The organism is Serratia sp. 3ACOL1 (assembly GCF_003668775.1).
Taxonomy (GTDB): Bacteria; Pseudomonadota; Gammaproteobacteria; order Enterobacterales; family Enterobacteriaceae; genus Chania; species Chania fonticola.
Genome location: NZ_CP033055.1, coordinates 5,298,744 through 5,323,466, shown reverse-complemented (window position 1 = coordinate 5,323,466; position 24,723 = coordinate 5,298,744). Strand labels below are relative to the sequence as shown.

The 24,723-nt window shown below is 54.3% G+C and carries 20 protein-coding genes, 1 pseudogene and 1 other annotated feature; of the genes and pseudogenes, 10 read left to right on the top strand and 11 right to left on the bottom strand.

The window, feature by feature from the left end; genetic code table 11:
- Positions 1–2: 2 nt before the first annotated feature.
- The 5 genes and pseudogenes from thrB to D9980_RS27375 all read right to left on the bottom strand — a co-directional run.
- On the bottom strand, positions 3–932 hold the full coding sequence (gene thrB, locus D9980_RS24195; protein WP_021179245.1) for a homoserine kinase: 930 nt from the start codon (positions 930–932) through the stop codon (positions 3–5).
- Position 933: 1 nt separating this feature from the next.
- Positions 934–3,393, bottom strand: a complete 2,460-nt coding sequence (thrA, locus tag D9980_RS24190; RefSeq protein ID WP_024483586.1) for a bifunctional aspartate kinase/homoserine dehydrogenase I — start codon at positions 3,391–3,393, stop codon at positions 934–936.
- A gap of 25 nt (positions 3,394–3,418) precedes the next feature.
- Positions 3,419–3,537 (bottom strand) — a sequence feature (Thr leader region).
- The gene (gene thrL / locus D9980_RS24185; RefSeq protein ID WP_071998276.1) at positions 3,476–3,544 is read right to left on the bottom strand and encodes a thr operon leader peptide; all 69 of its coding nucleotides are present in this window, start codon (positions 3,542–3,544) and stop codon (positions 3,476–3,478) included. (Overlaps the previous feature by 62 nt.)
- A 213-nt stretch (positions 3,545–3,757) precedes the next feature.
- Positions 3,758–4,444 (bottom strand): tRNA/rRNA methyltransferase, encoded by a 687-nt coding sequence (locus D9980_RS24180; protein ID WP_121608658.1) that lies wholly within the window; start codon positions 4,442–4,444, stop codon positions 3,758–3,760.
- 389 nt (positions 4,445–4,833) lie between these two features.
- Positions 4,834–4,971, bottom strand: a pseudogene (locus D9980_RS27375) (hypothetical protein); the annotation flags it as partial.
- Positions 4,972–5,079: 108 nt separating this feature from the next.
- On the opposite strand from D9980_RS27375, the gene arcA reads away from it, so the two are divergent.
- Positions 5,080–5,796 (top strand): two-component system response regulator ArcA, encoded by a 717-nt coding sequence (gene arcA, locus D9980_RS24170; protein ID WP_024483588.1) that lies wholly within the window; start codon positions 5,080–5,082, stop codon positions 5,794–5,796.
- A gap of 94 nt (positions 5,797–5,890) precedes the next feature.
- Here arcA and D9980_RS24165 read toward each other — a convergent pair whose 3' ends face one another.
- Both D9980_RS24165 and creA read right to left on the bottom strand, forming a co-directional pair.
- Positions 5,891–7,363, bottom strand: coding sequence for an IS1182 family transposase (locus tag D9980_RS24165; RefSeq protein ID WP_238393656.1), 1,473 nt, complete (start codon positions 7,361–7,363; stop codon positions 5,891–5,893).
- A 171-nt stretch (positions 7,364–7,534) separates the two neighbouring features.
- Positions 7,535–8,014 (bottom strand): protein CreA, encoded by a 480-nt coding sequence (creA, locus tag D9980_RS24160; RefSeq protein WP_121608656.1) that lies wholly within the window; start codon positions 8,012–8,014, stop codon positions 7,535–7,537.
- A gap of 341 nt (positions 8,015–8,355) precedes the next feature.
- On the opposite strand from creA, the gene robA reads away from it, so the two are divergent.
- Positions 8,356–9,225, top strand: coding sequence for an MDR efflux pump AcrAB transcriptional activator RobA (robA, locus tag D9980_RS24155; protein WP_121608655.1), 870 nt, complete (start codon positions 8,356–8,358; stop codon positions 9,223–9,225).
- On the opposite strand, the gene gpmB is transcribed toward robA, so the two are convergent.
- A complete protein-coding gene (gene gpmB / locus D9980_RS24150) occupies positions 9,222–9,869 on the bottom strand; it encodes a 2,3-diphosphoglycerate-dependent phosphoglycerate mutase GpmB (RefSeq protein WP_021179239.1) in 648 nt (215 codons plus the stop codon). The genes robA and gpmB overlap by 4 nt on opposite strands.
- A gap of 127 nt (positions 9,870–9,996) precedes the next feature.
- Between gpmB and yjjX the strand changes: the two genes are divergently transcribed.
- Positions 9,997–10,542: an inosine/xanthosine triphosphatase gene (gene yjjX, locus D9980_RS24145; RefSeq protein ID WP_065683575.1), complete on the top strand. Its 546-nt coding sequence runs from the start codon at positions 9,997–9,999 to the stop codon at positions 10,540–10,542.
- 18 nt (positions 10,543–10,560) lie between these two features.
- On the opposite strand, the gene trpR is transcribed toward yjjX, so the two are convergent.
- On the bottom strand, positions 10,561–10,881 hold the full coding sequence (gene trpR, locus D9980_RS24140) for a trp operon repressor (protein WP_029987425.1): 321 nt from the start codon (positions 10,879–10,881) through the stop codon (positions 10,561–10,563).
- 135 nt (positions 10,882–11,016) lie between these two features.
- Here trpR and D9980_RS24135 point away from each other — a divergent pair.
- A protein-coding gene (locus D9980_RS24135) for an IS3 family transposase (RefSeq protein WP_370454336.1) occupies positions 11,017–12,377 on the top strand; the annotation gives its coding sequence in 2 pieces (ribosomal slippage) (positions 11,017–11,532 and positions 11,535–12,377; 1,359 coding nt in all).
- A 183-nt stretch (positions 12,378–12,560) separates the two neighbouring features.
- Here D9980_RS24135 and sltY read toward each other — a convergent pair.
- Entirely contained in the window at positions 12,561–14,480 is a 1,920-nt protein-coding gene (sltY, locus tag D9980_RS24130; RefSeq protein WP_024483590.1) for a murein transglycosylase, read from the bottom strand.
- A gap of 649 nt (positions 14,481–15,129) precedes the next feature.
- Between sltY and D9980_RS24125 the strand changes: the two genes are divergently transcribed.
- The 5 genes from D9980_RS24125 to ettA all read left to right on the top strand — a co-directional run bounded on the left by D9980_RS24125 (position 15,130) and on the right by ettA (position 22,329).
- Positions 15,130–17,859 carry a cation-transporting P-type ATPase gene (locus D9980_RS24125; RefSeq protein ID WP_046808061.1) on the top strand — a complete coding sequence of 910 codons (2,730 nt, stop codon included), beginning with the start codon at positions 15,130–15,132 and terminating at the stop codon, positions 17,857–17,859.
- Between the two features lie 274 nt (positions 17,860–18,133).
- Complete coding sequence (locus D9980_RS24120) at positions 18,134–18,736, top strand: YfiR family protein (protein WP_121608654.1); 603 nt, start codon at positions 18,134–18,136, stop codon at positions 18,734–18,736.
- Positions 18,733–19,980, top strand: a complete 1,248-nt coding sequence (locus tag D9980_RS24115; RefSeq protein WP_024483592.1) for a diguanylate cyclase domain-containing protein — start codon at positions 18,733–18,735, stop codon at positions 19,978–19,980. Before D9980_RS24120 ends, D9980_RS24115 begins: the two co-directional genes overlap by 4 nt.
- Before the next feature lie 41 nt (positions 19,981–20,021).
- Positions 20,022–20,519: an OmpA family protein gene (locus D9980_RS24110; RefSeq protein WP_024483593.1), complete on the top strand. Its 498-nt coding sequence runs from the start codon at positions 20,022–20,024 to the stop codon at positions 20,517–20,519.
- A 142-nt stretch (positions 20,520–20,661) separates the two neighbouring features.
- The gene (gene ettA / locus D9980_RS24105) at positions 20,662–22,329 is read left to right on the top strand and encodes an energy-dependent translational throttle protein EttA (protein ID WP_021179229.1); all 1,668 of its coding nucleotides are present in this window, start codon (positions 20,662–20,664) and stop codon (positions 22,327–22,329) included.
- A gap of 47 nt (positions 22,330–22,376) precedes the next feature.
- Here the strand turns inward: ettA and D9980_RS24100 are convergent, their stop codons facing one another.
- The gene (locus D9980_RS24100) at positions 22,377–23,285 is read right to left on the bottom strand and encodes a LysR family transcriptional regulator (RefSeq protein WP_037411494.1); all 909 of its coding nucleotides are present in this window, start codon (positions 23,283–23,285) and stop codon (positions 22,377–22,379) included.
- A 100-nt stretch (positions 23,286–23,385) separates the two neighbouring features.
- Between D9980_RS24100 and D9980_RS24095 the strand changes: the two genes are divergently transcribed.
- Complete coding sequence (locus D9980_RS24095; RefSeq protein ID WP_121608653.1) at positions 23,386–24,387, top strand: zinc-binding alcohol dehydrogenase family protein; 1,002 nt, start codon at positions 23,386–23,388, stop codon at positions 24,385–24,387.
- Positions 24,388–24,723: the final 336 nt, after the last annotated feature.

Here is a 24,723-nt window from a genome sequence, read left to right as displayed (position 1 = left end):
CGTTATCCCAATAGTCGAGCGCCAGCGGTATCCAGGCGGCAAATATGAACAAAACCTTCGTCGTTTTGCAGGTAATGGTTGGTCAGCCAATCGGCCATGCGTTGCGCCGTTGCGCCGTCATCACAGACCGCAAACAGCGTCGGGCCGGAGCCGGAAATGCCGCAGGCCAAGGCACCGATATCCTGTGATGCTTTACGCGCTTCGGCAAAACCTGGCAACAGGCGGGTGCGATAAGGCTCGGCAATCACATCCTGCATCAGCTTGGCCGCCAGACGCGGTTGCTGAGTGTGGCAAGCGTGAATAAAGCCCGCCAGATAGCGGCCATGGCTGATACAGTCCTGGCGGCGGTATTGCGCGGGCAGAATGGCACGCGCCTCAGCGGTGGACACTTTGATGCCCGGATAGGCCATCACCCACAGCCAGTCTTTAAAGCCAGGCACTTCCTGGCTGATGATCCCTTCTTCTTCCAGCATCAGCTGCAAGCCGCCCAGATAGCACGGCGCAACGTTATCGTAATGCACGCTGCCGGAAATACGCCCTTCCAGCTCGCCCATCAGGGCCAGCAATTGCGTCTCGTTGAGCGGGCGATCGCAAAATTCGTTCATCGCCATCAGACCGGCCACCACCGAGCAAGCGCTGGAGCCTAGCCCGGAACCGATCGGCATGTTCTTCTCCAGCCGCATCGCTACCGGCACTTCACGGCCAATCGCCTGGCAGAAACGCTCCCAACACTGGTAAACAATGTTCTCTTTTGGATCGCTCGGCAGCTTGCTGACAAAACGCCCACCATTCTCCAGGCTGAAGCGGCTGGCCGCTTCTACGCTGACGCAATCCCCCAGCAGCGTGCCATCGATAGGGGAAACCGCAGCTCCCAGCACATCGAACCCGACGCTGACGTTACCAATTGAGGCCGGTGCATACACCTTAACCATATTAGACTCCCAACTTCCATGACAGTGTGCGCAACAGATCGGCAAATACCCCGGCCGCCGTCACATCATTACCGGCACCATAACCGCGCAGCACCAGCGGCAATGGCTGATAGTAACGGCTGTAGAAGGCCAGGGCGTTCTCACCATTCTTCACTTTATACAACGGATCGTTGCCATCTACCGCATCAATACGTACCAGGCAGCGGCCTTCTTCGATAGCCCCCACATAGCGCAGCACCTTACCTTCCGCGGCAGCAGCCGCCACACGGCGGTTAAATTCGGCATCCAACTCCGGCAGGCGGGCAATAAAGTTCTCCACATCACCGCTGGCATCGAACGACGGTGGTAACACCGATTCGACTTCAATATCGCTCAGTTCGAGCGCATAACCCGCTTCACGCGCCAGGATCAACAGCTTGCGAGCGACATCCATCCCCGAGAGATCGTCACGCGGATCTGGCTCGGTGTAACCAAGGGCCTTGGCCTGCAAGGTGGCCTCTGACAGCGACATTCCCTCATCCAGTTTACCGAAGATAAAGGACAGTGACCCCGACAGGATACCGGTGAAGCGCACCAGCTCATCGCCCGCATTGAGCAGGTTCTGCAGGTTTTCGATCACCGGCAGGCCCGCACCCACGTTGGTGTCATACAGGAATTTGCGGCGAGAACCGGCTGCGGCGGTGCGCAGTTGCTGGTAATAATTCATCGACGAGGTGTTGGCCTTCTTGTTTGGCGTTACCACGTGGAAACCATCGGCCAGGAAATCGGCATACTGATCGGCCACCGCCTGGCTGGAGGTACAGTCGACAATCACCGGATTGAGCAGGTGGCACTCTTTCACCAGGCGGATCAGGCGGCCCAGATTGAAAGGCTCTTTGGCTTCGGCCAGTTCGTCCCTCCAGCTTTCCAGCGAGATGCCGTGCACGTTGGTCAACATCGCCCTTGAGTTGGCAATGCCACAGATGCGCAGATCGATGTGTTTTTGCTTCAGCCAAGGCTGCTGACGATAAACCTGCTCGATCAGCGCCCCGCCGACGCCACCCACGCCAATCACAAACACTTCGATCACCTGATCGGTGTTGAACAGCATCTGATGGCTGACGCGCACGCCAGTGGTGGCGGAATCATTATCGACCACCACGGAGATTGAACGCTCGGAAGAGCCTTGAGCAATCGCCACGATATTGATGTTGGCGCGTGCCAGAGCAGAGAAGAAACGCGCAGAGATGCCACGCAGGGTGCGCATACCGTCGCCGACGACCGAGATGATTGCCAGGCGCTCCATAACGTCCAGCGGCTCCAGCACGCCGTCTTTCAGCTCCAGGTAGAATTCGTCTTCCAGGGCGCGACGAGCGCGTTGCAGCTCGCTCTGCGGCACACAGAAGCTGATGCTGTATTCGGAAGAGGACTGGGTGATCAATACCACCGAGATCCCGGCGCGTGACATCACGGCAAACACACGTGCCGCCATGCCAACCATGCCTTTCATACCTGGGCCGGACACGTTGATCATCGCCATATTGTTCAGATTGGTGATGCCTTTTACCGGCGTATCATCAGCCACGCTTTCGCCACCGATCAAGGTGCCGGGAGCTTGTGGGTTGGCGGTGTTTTTAATCAGGCAAGGGATTTGGAACTGGGCAATCGGGGTGATGGTACGCGGGTGGAGAACTTTAGCGCCGAAGTAAGAGAGCTCCATCGCCTCGCGGTAGGACATCGACTTCAATAATCGAGCATCCGGCACGGTACGCGGGTCGCAGGTATAAACCCCGTCCACATCGGTCCAGATCTCGCAGCAGTCGGCACGCAGGCAAGCGGCCAGCACGGCGGCGGAATAATCGGAGCCGTTGCGCCCCAGCACGACCAGTTCGCCTTTGTCGTTACCGGCAGTAAAGCCCGCCATCAGGACGATATGGTCAGAAGGAATAGCCGCTGCAGCGATACGCAGAGTGGACTCGGCAATATCTACGGTCGACTCCAGATAGTGGCCCTGAGCCAGCAGCTTCTCTACCGGGTTAATCACCGTCACCGGGTAGCCCTTGGCTTTGAAGACGCCTTCCATGATGGCAATAGAGAGCTTTTCACCCCGGCAGATGATGGCCGCATTGACGCTATCCGGGCATTGCCCCAACAACGCCACGCCATGCAGTACCTGTTTGAGCTGCGCGAACTCCTGCTCGACCAGTGCCTTCAGGCGATCGTACTCAAAGCCCGGCAGCTCCTTGGCCAAACCGCTGAGCAGGTCGGCAAAGATGCGCTCAGCGTCGCTCATGGTTGGCAGAATATCCTGGCCGGCTACCGTTTTTTCAATCATCGCCACCAGGTGATTGGTGATCTTGGCCGGTGCGGACAATACCGTGGCTACCTGTCCCTGGCGTGCATTGTTCTCCACGATATCGGCAACGCGCAGAAAACGTTCCGCATTCGCTACCGAGGTTCCACCAAATTTAAGCACTCGCATTTCTGTTATCTCCTGAATTTATGCCGAAAAAAAAGCCCGCACTGGTTAGGTGCGGGCTTTTTTCTTCTGTTTCCTGTACGCGTCAGCCCGCCCCGTTACCTGTGGTATCGGTGGTGGTAATAATTGTCGTATTCAGGCTGATGTTTCGCATTTTGTCTGTCTGTCTCTTTAGAATCTCTGTCCCCTCTATTGGTTAAAGCAATCGTCTGGCCAAGTCAAATTATTTCTTTGTTTTGCCTATTTACTGGACACAGTGGGATCTGCGCGATGAAGCCGATAAAAAAACAGAATTGCAGAACAAAAAATCATAAGAAAGCCGATCAAACAGTGAATAACACCAGCCAAACAACAGAAAACGCCTACATCACTTCGTCAGTTTTTTTTCAATATCATGCAGCAACCGGTGCAGCATGACGGTATCGCGCTGCTGCAAGACCCCGAGCCGCTGGTGTAACCAATCGCGCAATTTTTGGTCATTCGCCACGTCCAACGCCTGTAACAGACGATCTGCCCGTTGCCGCAACGCGTTGAGCTGCCCGGCATCGGCCAGAGGTTCCTGCACCGAGCTGACAGCCATTAACTGCGCCAGTTGATAGCAATACACCATCACCGCCTGGCCGAGGTTCAGCGAAGGATAATCGGCCACCATCGGGACGCCGGTCAGCAGATCGGCCAACTCCAGCTCTTCATTGGTCAAGCCCGAGTCTTCACGGCCAAACACCAGTGCAGCCTGATGCACCCATTGCTGGCGTTCCGCCAACTGCTCCGTCAGTTGCTGAGGGGTACAGTAATAATGGAAGCGTGCGCGGCTACGAGCGGTGGTCGCAACGGTAAAGTCCACATCTGCCAATGCCTGTTCCAGGGTAGAAAACGTCTGCACCGCATCCAGAATATCGCCAGCGCCGTGGGCGACCCAGCGGGCGGCGGGCTGCAGATGGGCCTCGCTGTCGACGATGCGCAACGAGGTGAAGCCCATGGTTTTCATAGCCCGCGCCGCTGCGCCAACATTTTCCGCCCGAGCGGGCGCGACTAACACGATATGAAGCTGCATCAAGACTCCGGAAAAATAAAGAGAATAGTTCTTTGACTGTTGGGATTTGTCTGATTATATTTACAAACGATTAACATCGCAAATAGTCTCTTGCTATAATATTATTAAATAGGCACTTCAACCTATAAAGCAGACGAAACAATCATAACTACAGGTTAACTTTTAATTTTCATTAAAAACAAAGCACTATATTTTCAAGCCAAACAGTTAGCTTTCAATTGTAACGCATCAGCCCCAACAAAGCTGAATCGTTCACAGAATTTGACGATCTGTGACTTAACTTGGCAGTTCTGTAAGTGTTTTTCACAAAACTGTTAACGTGCTACAATTGAATTTGATATATGTCAACAAAGCGTAGTTTTGTTAGGTGATGAATTCGGCACACACTGTTATATTGCTGTTAATAGGGTTAGGATATGCGCCGTTTTGGCATCATTCGGGGTGGTAAAATATAGCCCCCCCACCCAGCTAGCGATCTTGTTGACATTGATGGAAAGCGCATCAAGAACGAGTTTACGTACTGTAGTCGTTTGGTAATTGAGGGAACGTGAGCGGTATCTCTGCCCTCCATGGAAGAACACCGAGACTGCTGTACTTCCTATTTTCTATTTTGTTGGCAATTTTAGGTAGCAAATATGCAGACCCCGCACATTCTGATTGTCGAAGACGAGTTAGTCACTCGTAACACCCTGAAGAGCATTTTCGAGGCGGAAGGCTACATTGTTCATGAAGCCAATGACGGTGCAGAAATGCACAACATCCTGTCCGAAAATGATATCAATCTGGTTATCATGGATATCAACCTGCCAGGCAAGAACGGCCTGCTGCTGGCGCGTGAACTACGCGAACAAGCCAGCGTCGCGCTGATGTTCCTGACCGGTCGTGATAATGAAGTCGATAAAATCCTCGGCCTGGAAATCGGCGCCGATGACTATATCACCAAACCGTTCAACCCACGCGAACTGACCATCCGTGCGCGCAACCTGCTGTCACGCACCATGAATCTGGGTAGCGTCGGCGAAGAACGCAAACTGGTTGAGAGCTACAAGTTCAACGGTTGGGAGCTGGACATCAACAGCCGCTCTCTGATCGGCCCTGCTGGCGAGCAGTACAAACTGCCACGCAGCGAATTCCGCGCCATGCTGCACTTCTGTGAAAACCCGGGCAAGATCCAGTCCCGTGGTGAGTTGCTGAAGAAAATGACTGGCCGTGAGTTGAAGCCGCATGACCGTACCGTAGACGTGACCATCCGCCGTATTCGTAAACACTTCGAATCTACGCCGGACACGCCGGAAATCATTGCCACCATTCATGGTGAAGGTTACCGCTTCTGCGGCGATCTGGAAGAATAAGCCTGTCTTAACGTCACAGGTTAAAAAGGGTTCAGCTTGCTGAACCCTTTCAGACTGATGACGAACCCCATTATTTTGATGGGGTTCGTTGTTTTTAGCGACCGTAGGTCGCGATCGCGATATTTTCACACCACACTGCTTTTTGCTTTTTCTGAGTGCCTCTATGGGGCTCCTGTCCTTCCATAAGCCCTTTCAGCCACTTATAAACAGCATTAAGAAGCGCCAGCAGCGCCATCTTCTTCATATTTTGCGCTGTCGCCGCAAGCAGACACTGCATCTGCACTTTCGACAGACCGCGGAACCGCGCATATCGATGCCCATGGTGCTGTTTCGCATCCGCGAAGCTTCTTTCAACCGTTTCTTTGCGCCGCGCATACACCTTCTTGCCCCATTTCGTCAGTCGCAACCTGTTCGCTTCCTCTTTCGCCCCTTCCCATACGTGCCGCGTTATCGTTTTCTGTGCTTTGCTGTTCTGCGTGCATTGCCCTCTCTGCTCGCACCGCTGGCACACTGCCGGCTCTGAACGATAATGCCGATAGCCGTTGCGGTCCGTTGTGCCGTATATCAGGAGTTCCTCCGCCGGACACACATACACATCACGCGCCTCGTCATACCTGAAGTGCTTTTTCTGGAAGTCATTCAGCCCTTTGTGTGGCCTGCGATAACCCGGTACCAACGCGATACTCATCTCCTGCGTCAGATGGCACACCGCCGAGGTAAAATAACCCGCATCCACACCCACGGCGACCGTATCAAGGTTGAACCGCTCCACCTGCCGTGCCAGCCTGCCAATGAACGGCTGGCTATCGTGCACATTGCCCGGCGTGACATGGGTATCCATGATGATGCCGTGCTTGCCGTCCACCGTGCGGTGGTCCAGATAGAAGAAGCCCTTTGGCTTGTTGTCCCGGTGCATAAAGCCGCTTTCTGGGTCGGTGATGCTGACTTTGGTGTTTTTAACGGCGTCGTTTTTGGTTGTTTTTCTTGCGGCGGGCAGCGGCTTTTTTTCGCGTTTCTTCCTGTCGGCCTCCACGGCATCATTCAACTGTGTGAAGTATTCACTGACGCCTTCAGGGCGCAGTTCATTCACGGCCTTGCGCGGGTTGGCATCGGCTTTCAGGTGGGTGCTGTCGGTGTAGAGCACACGTCCGTTTGCCATCCCCTGACCCAGAGCCTGTAACACGATATGGTCAAAAATCTGCTGGAAGACATCGCTGTTGTTGAAGCGACGAATGCGGTTCTGGCTCAGGGTTGAGGCGTCGGGGACCTTCTCGGTCAGCCCCATACGCAGGAACCAGCGGTAAGCGACATTGACCTGGATTTCCTTGACCAGACGGCGCTCTGAGGGGACACCGAAGAGGTAGCCCAACAGCATCATTTTAATCAGGCGAACGGGGTCGATTGCGGGTCTGCCATTATCGGGGCAATAAAGGTGAGCAACGGCATCGCGGATAAATTCAAAATCAATGGCGGCATCGATTTTACGGACCAGATGGTCTTCGGGAACCAGTTCATCAAGGGTAATGGTTTCAAACTGGTACTGATGGGGAGAAGGTTCTTTGAGCATGGCAGTCAGTCCGTTTTTTGCACTGACCTTATTAGATCAAAGTCCTGGCCTCACGGCCAGGACTTTGTCATCAATCTGAAAGGGTTCAGCTTGCTGAACCCTTTTTTATTGAGACCAGACACGATGCCATCTGCGGCTCACAAAGTAGGGGCGCTGCTACGCCCGTCTGAATTATTTGGCTTCACCCCAAGGGATGATTGGCACCGCGCTCAGGGCATTTTTCGGTGAACCATCTACTACCCGATCGGAATAGCTCAAGTAGATCAGCGCATTGCGATTGGCATCATAAAAACGCACTACCTGCAGCTTTTTGAACACCAAAGAAGTGCGCTTCTGGAACACCACTGTTCCCTCCGTCTTGCCCTTTTTAATCTTGTCGCTCAGCTCGATCGGCCCAACCTGCTGGCAAGAAATGGCGGCATCCGAAGTATCCTCTGCCAGCCCTAACCCACCCTTTATCCCACCGGTTTTAGCACGGCTGATATAACAAGTTACATTTTTCACGTCGGGATCGTCGAACGCTTCAACCACAATTTTATGATCTGGACCAAACAGTTTGAATACCGTATCGACCGATCCTACCTGTTCCGCCTGCGCGCTATTAACCGTTGCGCAAACCAGACCGAACAAAAATATCCATCCTTTTTTCATTCACTTAACTCCAATAGAACAGCGTGTTAAATCACAGGGCTGCTAATAAGAACGCCGATGCTTCAGGTCACAGAAATGGGTTTTCCTCGGCCCAGGAAGCTCTTTTTAGCACAGAGAGCGAAAAAAATCTTTGGGAGTCGTGGAGGAAAAAAGTTGCTATTATGCGGCATCGTCATCGCTTAATGCCTGTTAACACCAGTTTCCCCCGCTTCCCGCAACGCATATCGCAAAAGCGCCGTATGTAATGCAACTGATTGATCAATAAGTCAGTGAGCATCAGGTATCAGCATGACAAATCAAACAGTTCGGGTTCCGAACCTGAAGCTCTACGAGGAAGATCTATGGATCAAGCCGGTATCATTCGTGATCTGCTTAGCTGGCTGGAAAGCCATTTGGACCAACCTTTGTCACTGGATAACGTGGCGGCAAAAGCGGGTTACTCTAAATGGCATCTGCAACGGATGTTTAAGGATATCACTGGGAACGCCATCGGGGCCTATATTCGGGCAAGAAGATTGTCCAAAGCCGCCGTCGCATTGCGCCTCACCAGTCGGCCTATTCTGGATATTGCTTTGCAGTATCGTTTCGACTCACAGCAGACCTTCACTCGCGCATTCAAAAAACAGTTTGCGCAAACCCCGGCGCTGTATCGCCGTTCAGAAGACTGGAACGCCTTCGGCATGTGCCCGCCAATACGTCTGGGCGCCTTTACGCTGCCACATCCAGAGTTTATCACGCTACCAGAGCTGGACCTGATCGGCCTGACGCAGAGTTACTCCTGTACGTTAGAGCAGATCTCCAACTTCCGCTCCGAGCTGCGTACCCAATTCTGGCAACAGTACCTGGGGCAGATAGAAACCCTGCCACCGGTGCTTTACGGCCTGCACCACTCGCGGCCAAGCCAGGAAAAAGACGACGAGCAGGAGGTGCTGTACACCACTGCCCTGGAGGCGCAACACATTCCGACCAAGGTGCAGGAAGGCCAGCCGATCACGCTGCAGGGCGGTGAATATGCCATGTTCAGCTATCAGGGGCCAGCATCCGGCCTGCAGGACTTTATCCTGATACTGTACGGCACTTGCCTGCCAGCATTGGAACTGACCCGCCGCAAAGGGCACGATATTGAGCGCTTCTATCCGCAAGGTGACCGGCGTCCGCCTCAGCCACCCAGCGAGATCCGTTGCGACTATCTGATCCCGATCCGCCGTTAGCGCTGTAGCTCATCCAACGCGGGCATGTCCAGATGCGAGATATCGCCCGCGCTTTCCACAATCCAGCCCGGAGCCAACCAGGGGCTTTGTTGATAGTCGACGCGTGACAACGAGCAGTTGCGCAAACGCAGACGGCGCTCGGCATAGGCCGGTAACCCTAATACCGTCCCGATCAGGCACCCCAGCGCAATGCCGTGGCTGACAATCAACGGCTTGCTGCCCTGCGGCAGTTTCAGGCACTCTGTCAGCGCCGCATGCATCCGCGTGGCCAACTCCGTCATAGATTCACCTTGAGGGATACGGCCGTCAGCAGTACCATCGACCATCTGTTTACGCCACAGCTCTTCCTGCGGTGTCAGGCTGTCGATCAAACGTTCTTCCAGAACGCCCATATGCAGCTCACGCAGCCGGGCATCTACCATAACGTCGCAACCGCAAGCGTCCGCAATGATTTGCGCGGTCTGACGGGTGCGGCCCAGATCGCTGGAAATCACGTGCGTCACGCCCTCACGGCTAACGCGTTTGCCAACCAGATGAGCCTGGTGAACGCCAGTGGCGGTTAATGGGCTGTCGGATTGGCCCTGAATGCGACGTGCTGCGTTCCATTCCGTTTCGCCGTGGCGAACGAGGTATACCTGTAACATTATGCTTTTCCGTTATACTGCGTGAAACTTGAGTTTATCTGTGGCTCGTGCCTTGCACTTCGCATAACTTGCCGCCATCAAAAATCATGGCAAGACACAGCCCCACTTTAAGGAAGCTAAAGCCGTTATGTATCATGTTATCGCTGCAACTACCAACCCGGCAAAGATCAGGGCTATTCAACTGGCTTTTGAAGATACCTTTGGCGCAGACCAATGCCGCATAGAATCGGTTGACGTCGCCAGCGGAGTTTCACTGCAACCCATTGGCAATACCGAAACCCGTACCGGCGCACGCCAGCGCGTGATGGAAGCGCGGCAGGTGCGGCCAGAAGCCGACTTTTGGGTCGGAGTCGAAGCCGGGATCGAAGAAAACATGACGTTCGCCTGGATGACGGTAGAAAACCCGACGACCCGTGGCGAATCGCGTTCTGCCAGCCTGATGCTGCCAGAATCAATTTTACAGGGTATTCGAGCTGGTCGCGAGTTAGGCGATGAAATGACCTTGATCACCGGCAATAGCGAAGTCAAACGTCAGGGGGGAGCGATCGGTATCTTTACTGACGGTCGGCTGAGCCGCACCAGCGTTTACCATCAGGCGCTGCTGCTGGCACTGGTGCCGTTCCACAATCCGATTTACCGCAGCCACAACAGCAATAATACGCCACAGCAATAAGCCACCGGGGTGATGGCTTCACCCCAGTAGTTGCTGTTCCAGCCACTGTTTCAGCGCTGGCGTTGCCATCTTCAGGCTGTTTGACCCTCTGGTGATGGTTGCGATACCTGCCCCGAGCTCATTCTTCAGCTCGCGCTGGCTCATTTCGCCACGCATCAGTTCCTGAATAATCCGCACCCGTGTGCCCAGCGCAGTACGCTCATCCGGCGTCAGCAGCAGTTGCATCAACGGTTGGTGTAAATCCTGATCGAACGAGCTTTGCAGCAGTTCGACAAAGCGCAGCCAATCTTCATTGCCTTGTTCTGAAAGAGCGGGGTCGTTTAGCGATAATTGCGTCATGCCAGCCACCATACTATTTAACTAGTACAGCAGCATAGCATACCGCGGGTAAGCGTCAAAATAGCTCTAGACGGGCGCAGCATGTGAACTGACCCCCAAATGTTGGACAAACATCTGACATTTGGAGGAGCAGTTCTGATGAAGTATTCACTTCAGTTCAAACTTGACGCGGTCCGGCACTATCTTGCCGGACTCGGCAGTCAAAAACAGACCGCCAAGACGTTTTCTATTGCCCATGTTCAACTTCGCAGATGGATTGCCGCTTATCAGCATCATGGGGAACAAGGGCTGCGGGTAGGACGCAAGCCACATTACACGCCTGACTTCAGGCTCTCTGTCGTTGAGTTCGCGCTTTCAAATCCACTCTCTTCAGCGACGATCGCCGCCAAATTCGATATTCCCTGTTACCTTACTGTGGAGCGTTGGATTAAACTCTATCAGGAGAACGGGGCTGAAGCCCTCAACCTGAATAAGCGAAGTCGCCAAATGCGTCAGCATCCCAAAACCCCCCATGCCGATAAATCGCCTGATGAGTTGACACCCGAAGAGATGCGGGAGGAAATCGAGTTTTTACGTGCACAGAATGCTTACATAAAAAAGTTGAGAGCCTTGATGCAACAGAAAGAAGCCCAGACTCGTCGAAAAGGGCAAAAATAATCAGTGCATTGAGGTCAGAACACCGTTTGGATGCTTTGCTGTGGGCCGGAAAACTGCCGCGCAGTACGTATTACTATTGTTGTAAAAGCCATCAAGCACCGGATAAGTATGGTGAAACCAAGCAGCAAATAATGGCTGTTTTTAACGAGCATAAAGGCCGTTACGGCTATCGCCGGGTGACCAGTGTTCTTCGAAAGATGGGGGCTGTGCTAAATCATAAAACCGTGCAAAAACTGATGGTTGAACTGCAATTGAAATCGCCCGTTCGCCGTAAAAAGTACCGTTCGTACAAGGGACATGTCGGTAAAGTGGCCCCGAATACCTTGCAGCGCGATTTTACCGCGCAAGGGCCTAACCAAAAGTGGGTGACCGATATCACGGAGTTCCGGGTCGCGGATGAAAAGCTGTATTTATCGCCGGTACTCGACTTGTTTAACGGTGAAATCATTGCCTATGAGATGTCCCGTAAACCGGTGTTCAGCCTGGTAAAAACGATGTTGAACAAGGCGCTGAGTACGCTAAAAACGGAAGAAAAGCCGTTGCTGCACAGTGACCAAGGTTGGCACTATCAGATGGCGGCTTATCAGCATCAGTTGCAGGAAAATGGGATAGAACAGAGCATGTCTCGCAAGGGGAACTGCCTGGATAATGCGGTAATGGAAAACTTCTTTGGCCATCTGAAAGCTGAACTGTATTATTTACACCGCTTTGAGAGTGTGGAACAGCTGTCTGAAGAGATAGACATGTACATAGATTACTACAATAACCGACGTATCAAGCAGAAGCTCAAAGGCCTGAGCCCTGTGGAATACAGAACGCAGGCCTTGATGGTTGCTTAATTTTAAACCGTCCAACTTCTTGGGGTCAGTTCACATGCAGCGCCCCTACGGCGAACTATTCAGCAACATTGCTACCTAGGTCCGATGTCGTTAACAAGCAATCACAACTGGCCGACAAGGTAGGGGCGCTGCATGCTGCGCCCGTTCAGATGGTCAATGTTAACAACAACGACTCTATTAAATTCAATAGCGTCTTTGCCACTCGGCATCCGTCAGCACCTTCGCTGGTCGATGCATGAAGTAACGATAAAACGCGTCATAGGCCAGCACGTTCTTCACGTAAGAACGGGTTTCCGAGAACGGAATGCTTTCCACAAACGCCACGGCATCCACCCGGCCATCGGTATTGCCTAACCAGGTATTCACCCGTGATGGGCCAGCGTTATAAGCCGCAGACGCAAGAATACGGTTGCGACCAAATTGCTGATACACCGACTCCAGATAGCTGGTGCCAATGGTGATATTGGTTTGCGGATCAAACAGCTGGCTCGGGCTGCTGTAGCCTGGGATGCCGAACAGATCCACCGTATGTTTCGCGGTGCGCGGCATGACCTGCATCAAACCTGCAGCCCCGACCGGCGACTGCGCTTTCGGGTTCCAGGCGCTCTCCTGGCGGGCTATCGCCATGGCATAGCTCGGCGTAATGCCTTTATCTTCGGTAGCACGGCGGAATTCCTGTGGCCAGGCCATCGGGAAACGTTCTTCAAGATGATCCCACAGTTTGCCAACAATGGTCGCCTGTACGCTCAGGTCGGCCCATTTCTGCTCAAAGGCATAGCGGGCCAGCGCTTCCTGCTCCGGACGGCTGCGGCTGGCAACAAATGAGCTCCACTCGCTGCGCGCCAGATTATCCATATTCCAGTACATCAGTTCACGCACCCGGGCAATCTCCGGGCCACTCACCAGATCGGTGCGCGGTTTTGCCGCCACGGCGACCATCACCGGATAAGGCACCTGCAGTTTTTGCGCCGCCACCATCGGGTAGAAACCGCGTTCGTTCATCAGGCTACGCAGTATCGCTTCCCCTTCGCTGCGTTTACCTTCATCGATCATGACACTGGCACGCCAGAAGCGCCATTCATCCTTGTTCCGCGATTCTTCAGGCAGGCGTGCCAGCCAGGTTTTCAGCCCCTGACGATCGCCCACGCCCAGCGCCATACGCACGCGGCGCTCCAGCAAGGCTGGCTGTTGGCTTCGCAGGATCACCTGATCGCGCCATTGGGTCTGCTCAAAGGTGGCATCATTACCCATCAACCGCCAGGCCACCTCTTCCTCCATTGCCAACTTCTCGCTTTCGCTCATTTTCTGCAGGCGGGCTAGCGTTGGGATCATGGCTCGAGCATTTTCTACGTCCTGACGAGCAAGACGGGCGAATACGATGGTGGTAGCCGAACGGGTAAAATCTGTCGGGCCGACGCTACGGGCGAAGGCTTCCAACGTGGCGGGATCGTTTTGCAACCGTACCAGCGCATCCCCCATGGTCTGATAATCGCTTGGCAGTTGGCGGTACAGGTAGTTCACCAGGCCGCTGTTGCCCTCTTTCAGCGCCAGCTTCATCCGCGCCAGCGTGTTCAACGGCGTTTGCTTACCGGCAGCCTGCCAGACGCTGAATAGCTTATCGCAGGAGCCTGGCAAGGTTTTACCGCTCATCCAGATATCATCGGCACCAGCCCAGGCAGCCTGCTGATCGCCGGTGGCCCACTTGGCGTAATAGAAATTACAGCGCGCCGCGACCGGTTTAGGCTCTTGCGGGCTGAAGGCCAGCAAGGTAGTCCAGTCTTGACGGCTCGCCAGCTCGTTCACAAAACGGGCAGAGAGCGATTTTGCGGGTGGCAACGTAGGATGCAACCGCAAAAATTGCTGGACCTGAGCCGCACTGGCCGTGCTGAGATCCTGCGTCAACTGGCGATATTCCAGATAAGGATACAGGGGGTAATCCTGCAGCGTTGGCATCAACTGCGCCACCACGTCCATCTGTTTACTGTCCCAGGCCTGCTTGATTTGCAGATAACGCTGGCGTTCGGCATCCAAAGAGTCTGCCAATGTTGCACCAGAAAATGCCGTCAGGCACAGGCCCACAGCCCACAACCGCCATTTGTCCACCTTGACCATACTTACTCTTTCCTCGCTGGGTTAGCTTGCCAGAACCGATCCACCCCGCTGCCGCGCCGCGTCAGCAGCCAACGGGCCAGTGGATCCTGCTCTGCGAGTGTCTCACACCCACCGTGGGAAACCACGCCGGGAACAAAACCGTGCCGCCACCATGGGCTGGCATCAGGTATTAATCATAGACAGCAAAAACGCGTATCCATTCATTACTTTATAACAAGTTTATCGACGGAGATGAAAACCACGCTGTCAGGCTATCGCGACAGACGGAAGAACAAGACGATGTTTTGAAAAATCACAGGATTATGGGGAATTTTTTCATCACACAATAACGCCGGTGTTCTATAGTTTTCTATGTAGGAGAGCGTTTTCCTATACAAAAAATGACATTACAGAGACATTAATACAGAAACATTTCCATACGGATTAAAACAATTCCTATTACTTTGTTTTTATTATCTCAGATCAAAAACTCAAGTTTGCGATTATTTACTATCACGCGGCAGATAATTGGCCAGCAGCTAACTGAAAATTATTACCATTCACGTCTGTGTGACAGAAAACAATGGAATATCAACCCGGCAAAAGGGCTGCCGACACAGATGGGGACTTAGATTCGAACGACTTTAAGGAGAGGCACTCAATGCCAAAACATTCCCCCACTGAATACCAAGAGCCGCCCAAGCCGGAAAAAGCCTGGTATCAATATGATATTGAACAAACGCTTCAGCATTTGAACGGCCAGCAACAAGGCCTGAGCGAGCAGGAAGCCGCCGAGCGGCTGAAGAAGTTTGGCCCCAACGCCCTGCCGGAGCAGGCAGGCAAAAGCGCCTTTATGCGCTTTATTGCCCACTTTAACGATGTGCTGATTTATATTCTGCTGGCCGCCGCCTTCCTCAAAGGCATTATGGGGCATTGGATTGATACGGTGGTTATTCTCGGCGTGGCCGTGATCAATGCCCTTATCGGCTTTGTGCAGGAAAACAGCGCAGAGAAATCGCTGAAAGGCATTAAGAATATGCTTTCCAGCCAAGCTATTGTGGTACGTGACGGAATTAACCACACCGTGAATGCGGAAGATTTGGTCCCGGGGGATATCGTATTATTGCGCCCTGGCGATAAAATTCCCGCCGACCTGCGGTTATTGGAATCTCACAACCTTCAGGTTGAAGAAGCCATCTTGACCGGCGAATCTACCGTGGTCTCGAAGCAAACCGACGCAATCCCTGATGAAGTGATGATTGGCGATCGTACCAATCTGTTGTTCTCCGGGACCACCATCAGCGCTGGGAATGCCAAGGGCGTGGTTATCGCAACTGGCGGCTATACCGAACTCGGCCACATCAGCGAGATGATCTCGACCGTTAAGACCCAGCGTACCCCGTTACTGCAACAGATGGATCGCCTGGGTAAAAACATCTTCATCCTGATCCTGGTGATGATGGTGTTGCTGTTCGTGTTTGCCTTCACGATGCGGGATATGCCGCTTGGTGAGCTGCTGGTAGCGCTGATCAGCCTGGCGGTGGCCTCAGTACCCGAAGGTCTGCCTGCCATCATTTCCATTATCCTGTCCCTGGGCGTGCAGTCGATGGCACGTAACCGCGCGATTATCCGCAAACTGCCTACGGTAGAAACCTTGGGCTCGATGACAGTGATCTGCTCGGACAAGACCGGCACGCTGACCATGAACGAAATGACGGCAAAAAACGTCATCATGGCTGACCATGCCTACCGTGTGGAAGGGGAAAGCTATGAACCGGTTGGTGGCATTTTCTTTGCCGACAGTAACAAACCAGCGCAAGTTCAAGATATCCCACCGTTAGCGCAGTTCATTACCGCGATCACCCTGTGTAACGACAGCCAGGTAAAGCAGGATGACAGCGGCCGCTGGGCGATCACAGGCAGCCCGACGGAAGGCGCACTGAAAGTGCTGGCGATGAAGGCAGGATTGGAGATCGGTGAAGCTCGCCAACTGGCTAAAATCCCGTTCGACTCCAGTTACAAATATATGGCGGTACGTAGCCAGGTAGCAGGCAAGAATCAGGTGTTCCTTACCGGCGCACCGGACGTGCTGTTCTCACTGTGCGAATTCGAACTGACCGATTCTGGCATCAAGCCCTTCCGCCGCGGCTACTGGGAAGCGGAGATGTCACGCTTTGCCGAGCAAGGTTTACGTATGGTGGCCGCCGCCAGTAAAACCACGCCAGACGGCGAAGTGGAGCTGGATCATGGCGATATCCGCCAGCAGATGGTGTTTATCGGCATCGCTGGCGTGATGGACCCACCGCGTCCTGAAGCGGTCGCCGCCATCGCCGAATGCCAGCAAGCGGGGATCCGCGTGAAGATGATCACCGGCGACCACCAAAAAACGGCCATGGCCATCGGGGCTATGCTGGGTATTGGTAATAGCCAGGATTCCATTACCGGCTCCCAGCTGGAACATATGGATGACCAGGCGTTGGCAGAAGCCGCCGTACGTTACGATATCTTTGCCCGTACCAGCCCGGAACATAAGCTGCGTCTGGTAAAAGCGCTGCAGGATAAAGGCGGCGTGGTAGGGATGACCGGCGACGGCGTCAACGATGCACCAGCGTTGAAACAGGCCGACGTCGGTATCGCCATGGGGATCAAAGGCACTGAGGTCACTAAAGAAGCCGCCGATATGGTGCTGACCGACGATAACTTCGCCACCATCGCCAGCGCGGTAAAAGAAGGCCGCCGCGTTTACGACAACCTGAAGAAAACCATCCTGTTCGTGCTGCCGACCAACCTGGCACAGGGCCTGCTGATCATCATCGCCATTCTGGCCGGTGCCATGCTGCCGCTGACGCCCATCCAGATCCTGTGGATGAACATGGCCACCTCCACCACCCTGTCCTTCGGCCTGGCCTACGAACCTGCCGAAAAAGGGCTGATGCACCGTAAACCGAGGGTGCCGGGCAGCAACGTGTTGGATCTGCACGCTATCTGGCGCATTGGCTTCGTCGGCGTGCTGATCGCTATCAGCGCCTTCGCACTGGAAGCTTGGATGGCACCACGCGGCTACAGCAGCGAGCTGATCCGTACCGTGTTACTGCAAACCCTGGTCACCGCACAGTGGGTTTACATGTTCAACTGCCGCACCGCAGACCGCTTCCCGCTCAACCGCCAGCTGTTCCTCAATAAGGGCCTGTGGTTGGTGAGTGGCGTACTGTTGCTGCTGCAGATGGCCATCATTTATCTGCCGTTTATGAACTCGCTGTTTGGCACCGCGCCGCTGCCGCTGTTCTATTGGGGAGTGACGCTGATGATAGCCATTGGGCTATTTCTTATCGTAGAAGTAGAAAAATGGGTGATTAACCGCATCAAAGCGAGCCGAAAAACGCTATTATAAGCGTGTAAGGAAACGCAACTTTCGCTAAAACGCCCGGCAAAATCTGCCGGGCGTTTTATAACGTTAAAAACACCTAGGAAAAATCTCATAAAACCGAGCATAAAGCGCACAACAAACGGCTCTTATAATACAATCCGCCTCCAAGACGGTCAGGTTATGCTTTTTGGGTAGTGCGATTGATTGTACGTGGCAAAGTTTTACCCTTTTCGACTAGGCTCAATTATTTAGTATCAGACTGCCGCGCCACCAAGCCGGCCGTAGGCAGGAATGGCAAATGAAGATGTCGATACAGGCCAGAAGGTTGGCTGCCAGGATACAGGGTTTATGTAGCAACCCGGTCCGATCGCGTCGCATGTTACCGATCCTGCTGCTGGCTATGTTGACGTTTCCCAGCTTGGCCGGGGCTGATACACAAGATCCCTACCAAAAACGTATTCATACCGTCACCACCGTGGTGGTGGGGATTATCAGCTATGCTCGCTGGCCCGCCAAACCTGATCCGATCCGCTTGTGCGTGACTGCGCCTGTGCAGTATGCCGAAGGTCTGTTCGACCCGGTATTGCTGACGGCACCGCAGCCAATCAAAACCCTGCGGATCGAGATAGATAATCCGCAATTGGCAACTAGCTGCGATGTAGTGTATTTGGGCGACGTTAATGCCGTTCAGAAACAAGATTTTTTCCACCGGATTTCGGGTCACTCGATCCTCAGCATCAGCGAAAAGGATATGGAATGTGCTGTTGGCAGTGCCTTTTGTTTGCAAATCAGCAACGATCAGGCGGGTTTTAAAGTGAATCTGGACTCACTGGCGCGCAGTGGCGTGCGAGTTCACCCTAACGTGCTGCAGTTGGCGCGTAAAAAGGGGCCGCCGCAATGAAACTGTTAGGTCAAAAAGGTTCGGCTACCTCTCGCCCTACGCTGGGCCAAGTACTGCAACGGATGAACCTGGGGCTGGCGCTGATCGCCGTCAGCGCTGCGGGGATCTTCCTGACGTTGTTAGCACTGTTTGCCCTGCGAGCCTATGCCAACCATAACCTGCATCTGATTGCCCGCTCGATCAGTTATACCGCTGAAGCCGCCGTGGTGTTTGAAGACCGCCCCGCCGCTCGCGAAGCGTTGATGCTGATCGCTTCCAACGAAGAAGTGTCGGAGGCCAAGATCCTGGATATGCAGGGGATCGCCTTGGCCAGTTGGAGCCACCCAGCGGATAGCCCATTACATGGCTTGGAACAGATGGTGGCCCGCTGGATCTTGCCGGAAGCGGTGGTTTTGCCCATCGCCCGTGAAGGCAAACAGATCGGCCTGGTCTGGCTGACCGGCAACGGCAGCAGTCTGCTGAAATTCTTGCTGCGCGGCATGGTAGGCATGATTGCCTGCCTGATGCTCAGTACGTTGTGCGCCCTGGTGCTTTCCCGCAGAATGCTCAGAGGGATCGTGACCTCCTTGGACGATATTACCAACGTTGCCCATACGGTACGCCGCGATCGGACTTTCGAACTGCGGGTGCCTTCAGCACCGATTGCCGAACTGCACGAACTGAGCTGTGATTTTAACGGCCTGCTGGATGAAATCGAAGCCTGGCAACAGCACCTGCAACAAGAAAATGACGCATTAACCCACCAAGCCACCCACGACAGCCTGACCGGGTTGCCAAACCGGGCCTTCTTTGAAGCTCAGTTGGGCCGCGCGCTGTCAGAGCTCGAACCCGATGAAAAGCTGGCGGTACTGTTTATCGACGGCAATCGTTTCAAGGAGGTGAACGATAACCATGGCCATGCTGCCGGTGATACCGTCTTGATCACCATCGCAGAGCGCCTGCGTAGCAGATTGCGCAAGCACGATCTGGTCGCCCGGATGGGGGGCGATGAATTCGCCATCCTGCTGGCACCGCTCAAAGACACCAACGATGTGCTGCCGATTGCCGACATCATCATCGAGTGTATGCAACAACCCATTGTGTTACCCAACAAGGAAAGAGTGATCGCCGCACTGAGTATCGGCATCGCGTTTTACCCTGAACATGCCTCTACCACTCAGGAACTGCTCAACGAAGCGGATGACGCCATGTACCGGGCAAAACACCTGTCCCACGGAGGCTGGCGGTTAGCGATGCGCAAATAGCGCCAGCACCGAGCCTCAAACAACCATAAAGAGAAAAATCAATGTTACAGCAAAATTTTAAACGGTCTTATTCCCTACTGGCGTTAGTGTTTATCACCTTGCTCACGCTGGCAGGCTGCCAGAGCAAACCACAGGGGCTGACGGCGGAACAGATCGCCTTACTGCAGGCGCAAGGGTTCAAACTGACCGATAACGGTTGGGAATTTGGCTTTTCCGACAAAGTGCTGTTCGGTAACAACGTCGGTAAATTGAGCCCGCAAAGTACCGAAATCGTCGAGAAGATGGGCAAGGCGCTGAAGAGCGTTGACATCGTGCAATTCCGCCTGGACGGCCATACCGATAACTACGGTGAGGACAGCTACAACGACCAGCTTTCACTGCGCCGCGCCAACGCCGTGGCCGATGTCCTGGCCGGTATCGGCATCCCGCGTGCCAATATAGAAACTCGCGGCATGGGTAAACGCCAACCGGTAGCCAGTAACGCCACCTCCAGCGGCCGCGCTGAAAACCGTCGCGTGGCGATCGTCGTCACCCCTTAAGAAACAGCAAAGTTCACCTAATGGTGGGCATTAGCGGTTATACTTGGCGATCGTCATAGGGGATCTGGGAACCGGTGCTGAAACGGGCTACACTCAGGCCGCCAGACAACCTATAAAAACTGATAGAGAGGCTCGGAGCAACGTGGCTCAATACGTCTATACCATGCACCGCGTCGGCAAAGTGGTTCCGCCGAAGCGTCATATTCTGAAAAACATTTCCCTGAGTTTCTTCCCTGGGGCCAAAATTGGCGTACTGGGCCTGAACGGTTCCGGTAAGTCTACCCTGCTGCGCATTATGGCCGGCATCGATACTGATATCGAAGGGGAAGCTCGCCCGCAACCGGGCATCAAGATCGGCTATCTGCCGCAGGAACCGCAGCTCAATATGGAGCACAGCGTCCGCGAATCGGTTGAAGAAGCGATGGCAGAAGTGGTCGGTGCCCTTAAGCGCCTTGATGAAGTGTACGCGCTGTACGCTGAAGAAGGGGCCGACTTCGACAAGCTGGCCGCTGAACAGGGTCGTCTGGAAGAGATCATTCAGGCTCACGATGGTCACAACCTCAACACCCAGTTGGAGCGTGCCGCCGATGCACTGCGCCTGCCGGAGTGGGATGCAAAAATCGCCAACCTGTCCGGTGGTGAGCGCCGCCGCGTAGCGCTGTGCCGCCTGCTGCTGGAAAAGCCAGACATGCTGCTGCTGGACGAACCGACCAACCACCTGGATGCCGAATCCGTGGCTTGGCTGGAACGCTTCCTGCACGACTTCGAAGGCACCGTAGTGGCGATCACCCACGACCGTTACTTCCTCGATAACGTGGCTGGCTGGATCCTGGAGCTGGACCGTGGTGAAGGTATTCCATGGGAAGGTAACTACTCTTCCTGGCTGGAGCAGAAAGACGCTCGTCTGGCACAAGAAGCCTCAACCGAAGCCGCTCGCCGCAAGTCGATCGAGAAAGAGCTGGAGTGGGTACGTCAGGGTGCCAAAGGCCGTCAGTCCAAGGGCAAAGCCCGTCTGGCACGCTTTGAAGAGCTTAACAGTACCGAATACCAGAAACGTAACGAAACCAACGAACTGTTTATCCCACCAGGCACTCGCTTGGGCGATAAAGTGGTTGAAGTTAACAATCTGCGTAAATCCTACGGCGACCGTCTGCTGATCGAAGATCTCACCTTCGCGGTACCTAAGGGGGCTATCGTTGGCATCATCGGCCCGAACGGCGCGGGTAAATCCACGCTGTTCCGTATGATGTCCGGCCAGGAACAGCCTGATTCCGGCAGCATCGTGCTGGGTGATACCGTCAAGCTGGCTTCGGTCGATCAGTTCCGCGACAGCATGGATAACTCCAAAACCGTGTGGGAAGAAGTTTCCGGCGGCCAGGACATCATGCGCGTGGGCAACACCGAAATGCCAAGCCGTGCCTACGTTGGCCGCTTTAACTTCAAGGGCGTCGATCAGGGCAAACGCGTGGGCGAACTGTCCGGTGGTGAGCGTGGCCGTCTGCATCTGGCCAAGCTGCTGCAGGTTGGCGGCAACGTGCTGCTGCTCGACGAACCTACCAACGACCTGGATATCGAAACCCTACGCGCGTTAGAAAACGCCCTGCTGGAGTTCCCGGGCTGTGCGATGGTGATCTCGCACGACCGTTGGTTCCTCGACCGTATTGCCACCCACATTCTGGACTACCAGGATGAAGGCAAGGTGGAGTTCTTCGAAGGCAACTTTACCGAATACGAAGAGTACAAAAAACGTACTCTTGGTGCCGATGCGCTGGAACCTCGTCGTATCAAGTACAAGAAAGTCACCAAGTAACATCAGGTTGGCTATCTCTCTCAAGCCCGCATTTTGCGGGCTTTTTGTTATCCCCAATCCAGTGCCTGCGCATAATCCACAAAGACCGGATGCTGGATCACCACATCAATAAAGCAGGCCAGAGCCGGAGAATTAAGCTTGCGGCTCGGGTAAACCAGATACAGTTCATTGCCTTCGGCCTGCCACTGCGGCAACACTTCCACCAATTGCTTTTGTGCGACCACTTCGCGGCTGAGAAACGCGGGCAGCAGCGTAATACCCGCCCCCAAAATGGCACATTCGCGCGCATATAACAGATTATCGGTGGTATGCCGCAGCGGCAATTGCCAACGGTAGTACTCTTCACCCCGGCGCAATATCCAGGCGGGCCAGGCGCGGTGAGCGATGCAAAGATGCTGCTGCAACTGCTGCGGATGCAGCAATGGCGGGTGTTGAGCCAGATACTCCGGTGCAGCCAACAAATAACGGGGAGCATGCCCCAGACGACGGCCAATCAACGAAGAATCCTGCGGCCTGCCGGTACGCAATGCCGCATCAAAGCCCTCCTGCACCATATCCACCATGGCATCCGATACTGACACTTCCAACGAGACATCCGGATATTGGCGCTGGAAATCTGCCGCCAGACGCGGAAGCAACGTCGCCCCCAGCCCGGCTGGCGTAGAGATGCGTAGACGGCCACTGGGGTTATCGCGTAAGCGCTGCAAGGCCAGATCGGCCCGTTCAGCAGCAGAGAGCATCTCCTGGCAATGTTCAAGATAGCGCTCACCGGCAAAGGTCAAATTTAACTGCCGGGTGGTACGGTTGAGCAAGCGCAGGCCAAGCTTCAACTCCAACTGGCTGACACGCTGGCTGACGCTGGATTTAGGCAGACCGGCACGTTTGGCTGCCGCAGTAAAACTGCCGCACTCTGCCACCAGCGCAAACAACGCCATATCCTGCAACTGCTTGAACATAATTGTTCACCTCAGACGAACACTTAGTTAGTTATTGTCCATCTTATCACTCTACTCCTCAGGGTCTACACTGGGACTATTCATGCGAAGGAGCACAATTATGTTAATCAAAGCCATTGCCGTCGATCCGAAAAATCCAGCCGGTTTTATCGAGATCGCTCCAGAAAAACCCGCACCGGGTCAATACGATCTGCTGGTGGAAGTGAAAGCCGTTTCCGTCAACCCGGTCGATACCAAGGTTCATGCTGGCCTGCAAAAGAATGGTTTGCAGCAGCCACGCATTCTCGGCTGGGATGCCAGCGGCGTGGTGCTCGAAGTGGGCAGCAGCGTCAGCGGGTTCAAACCCGGCGATGAGGTATGGTATGCCGGGGATATTACCCGTCCGGGCAGCAACAGCACCCATCAGCTGATTGACTCACGTATCGTGGCACATAAACCAGCCAGCCTGGACTGGGCACAAGCCGCCGCGATGCCGCTGACCGCGCTCACCGCGTGGGAAGCCCTGTTTGAACACCTGAATATTCAGCATGCGGCTGCCGGTAAAACGCTGTTGATCATCGGCGGTGCCGGTGGCGTGGGCTCGCTGGCGATCCCCCTGGCGGCACAGCGTAGCAAGGTGAAAGTCATCGCTACGGCCTCTCGCCCGGAATCAGCTGCATGGTGCCGCGAACGGGGTGCTGAACTGGTGGTGGATTACCGCGACCTGAAAGGCAACCTGGCTAAAGAAGGGATTGAGAGCGTGGATTATATCCTGTGCTTGAACGATACCGACGGCCACTGGCAAGCCATCAGCGATCTGGTCGCCCCGCTCGGCCATATCTGCACCATCGTCGAGAACAGCCAACCACTGGATCAAAATGCGCTGAAGCTGAAAAGCGCGGCGCTGCATTGGGAATTCATGTTTACCCGCAGCATGTTCACCACGCCGGATATTGCCCAGCAGGGAGAGATCCTCAAGCAGGTAGCGCAGTTGCTTGATGCAGGCAAGCTGACCACCACGCTGAGCGAAACGCTACAGGGGCTGACGGTGGACACGTTGACCGCCGCGCACGCCAAACTGTTGGATGGGCATATGCAGGGCAAGCTGGTGATAACTTACTAAGTTAGTGGGAGCGTCGATTTATCAGGTATTAATAAATTGCTATGGCCCCCTCACCCCAACCCTCTCCCACAGGGAGAGGGAGCTGATAGCCTCTGCTCGTTTGGAAGTGAAGAGAACATCTTGGCAAACTCGATCGCCTCCCCATCAAAGGTGAGCCACGACAATTTCAAACACACTCGATCGGTCCCCTCTCCCTGTGGGCTGTCTCTTATACACATCTCAAGTTGCGGTCAAATGGCCGTAATTTGAGAAACATAGCAGGCTGATTTTAAAGAGAATTTTTCCGAGCGCCCTATTGATGCGCTTGAAATAATTCCCATAAAAAACAGTAAGATG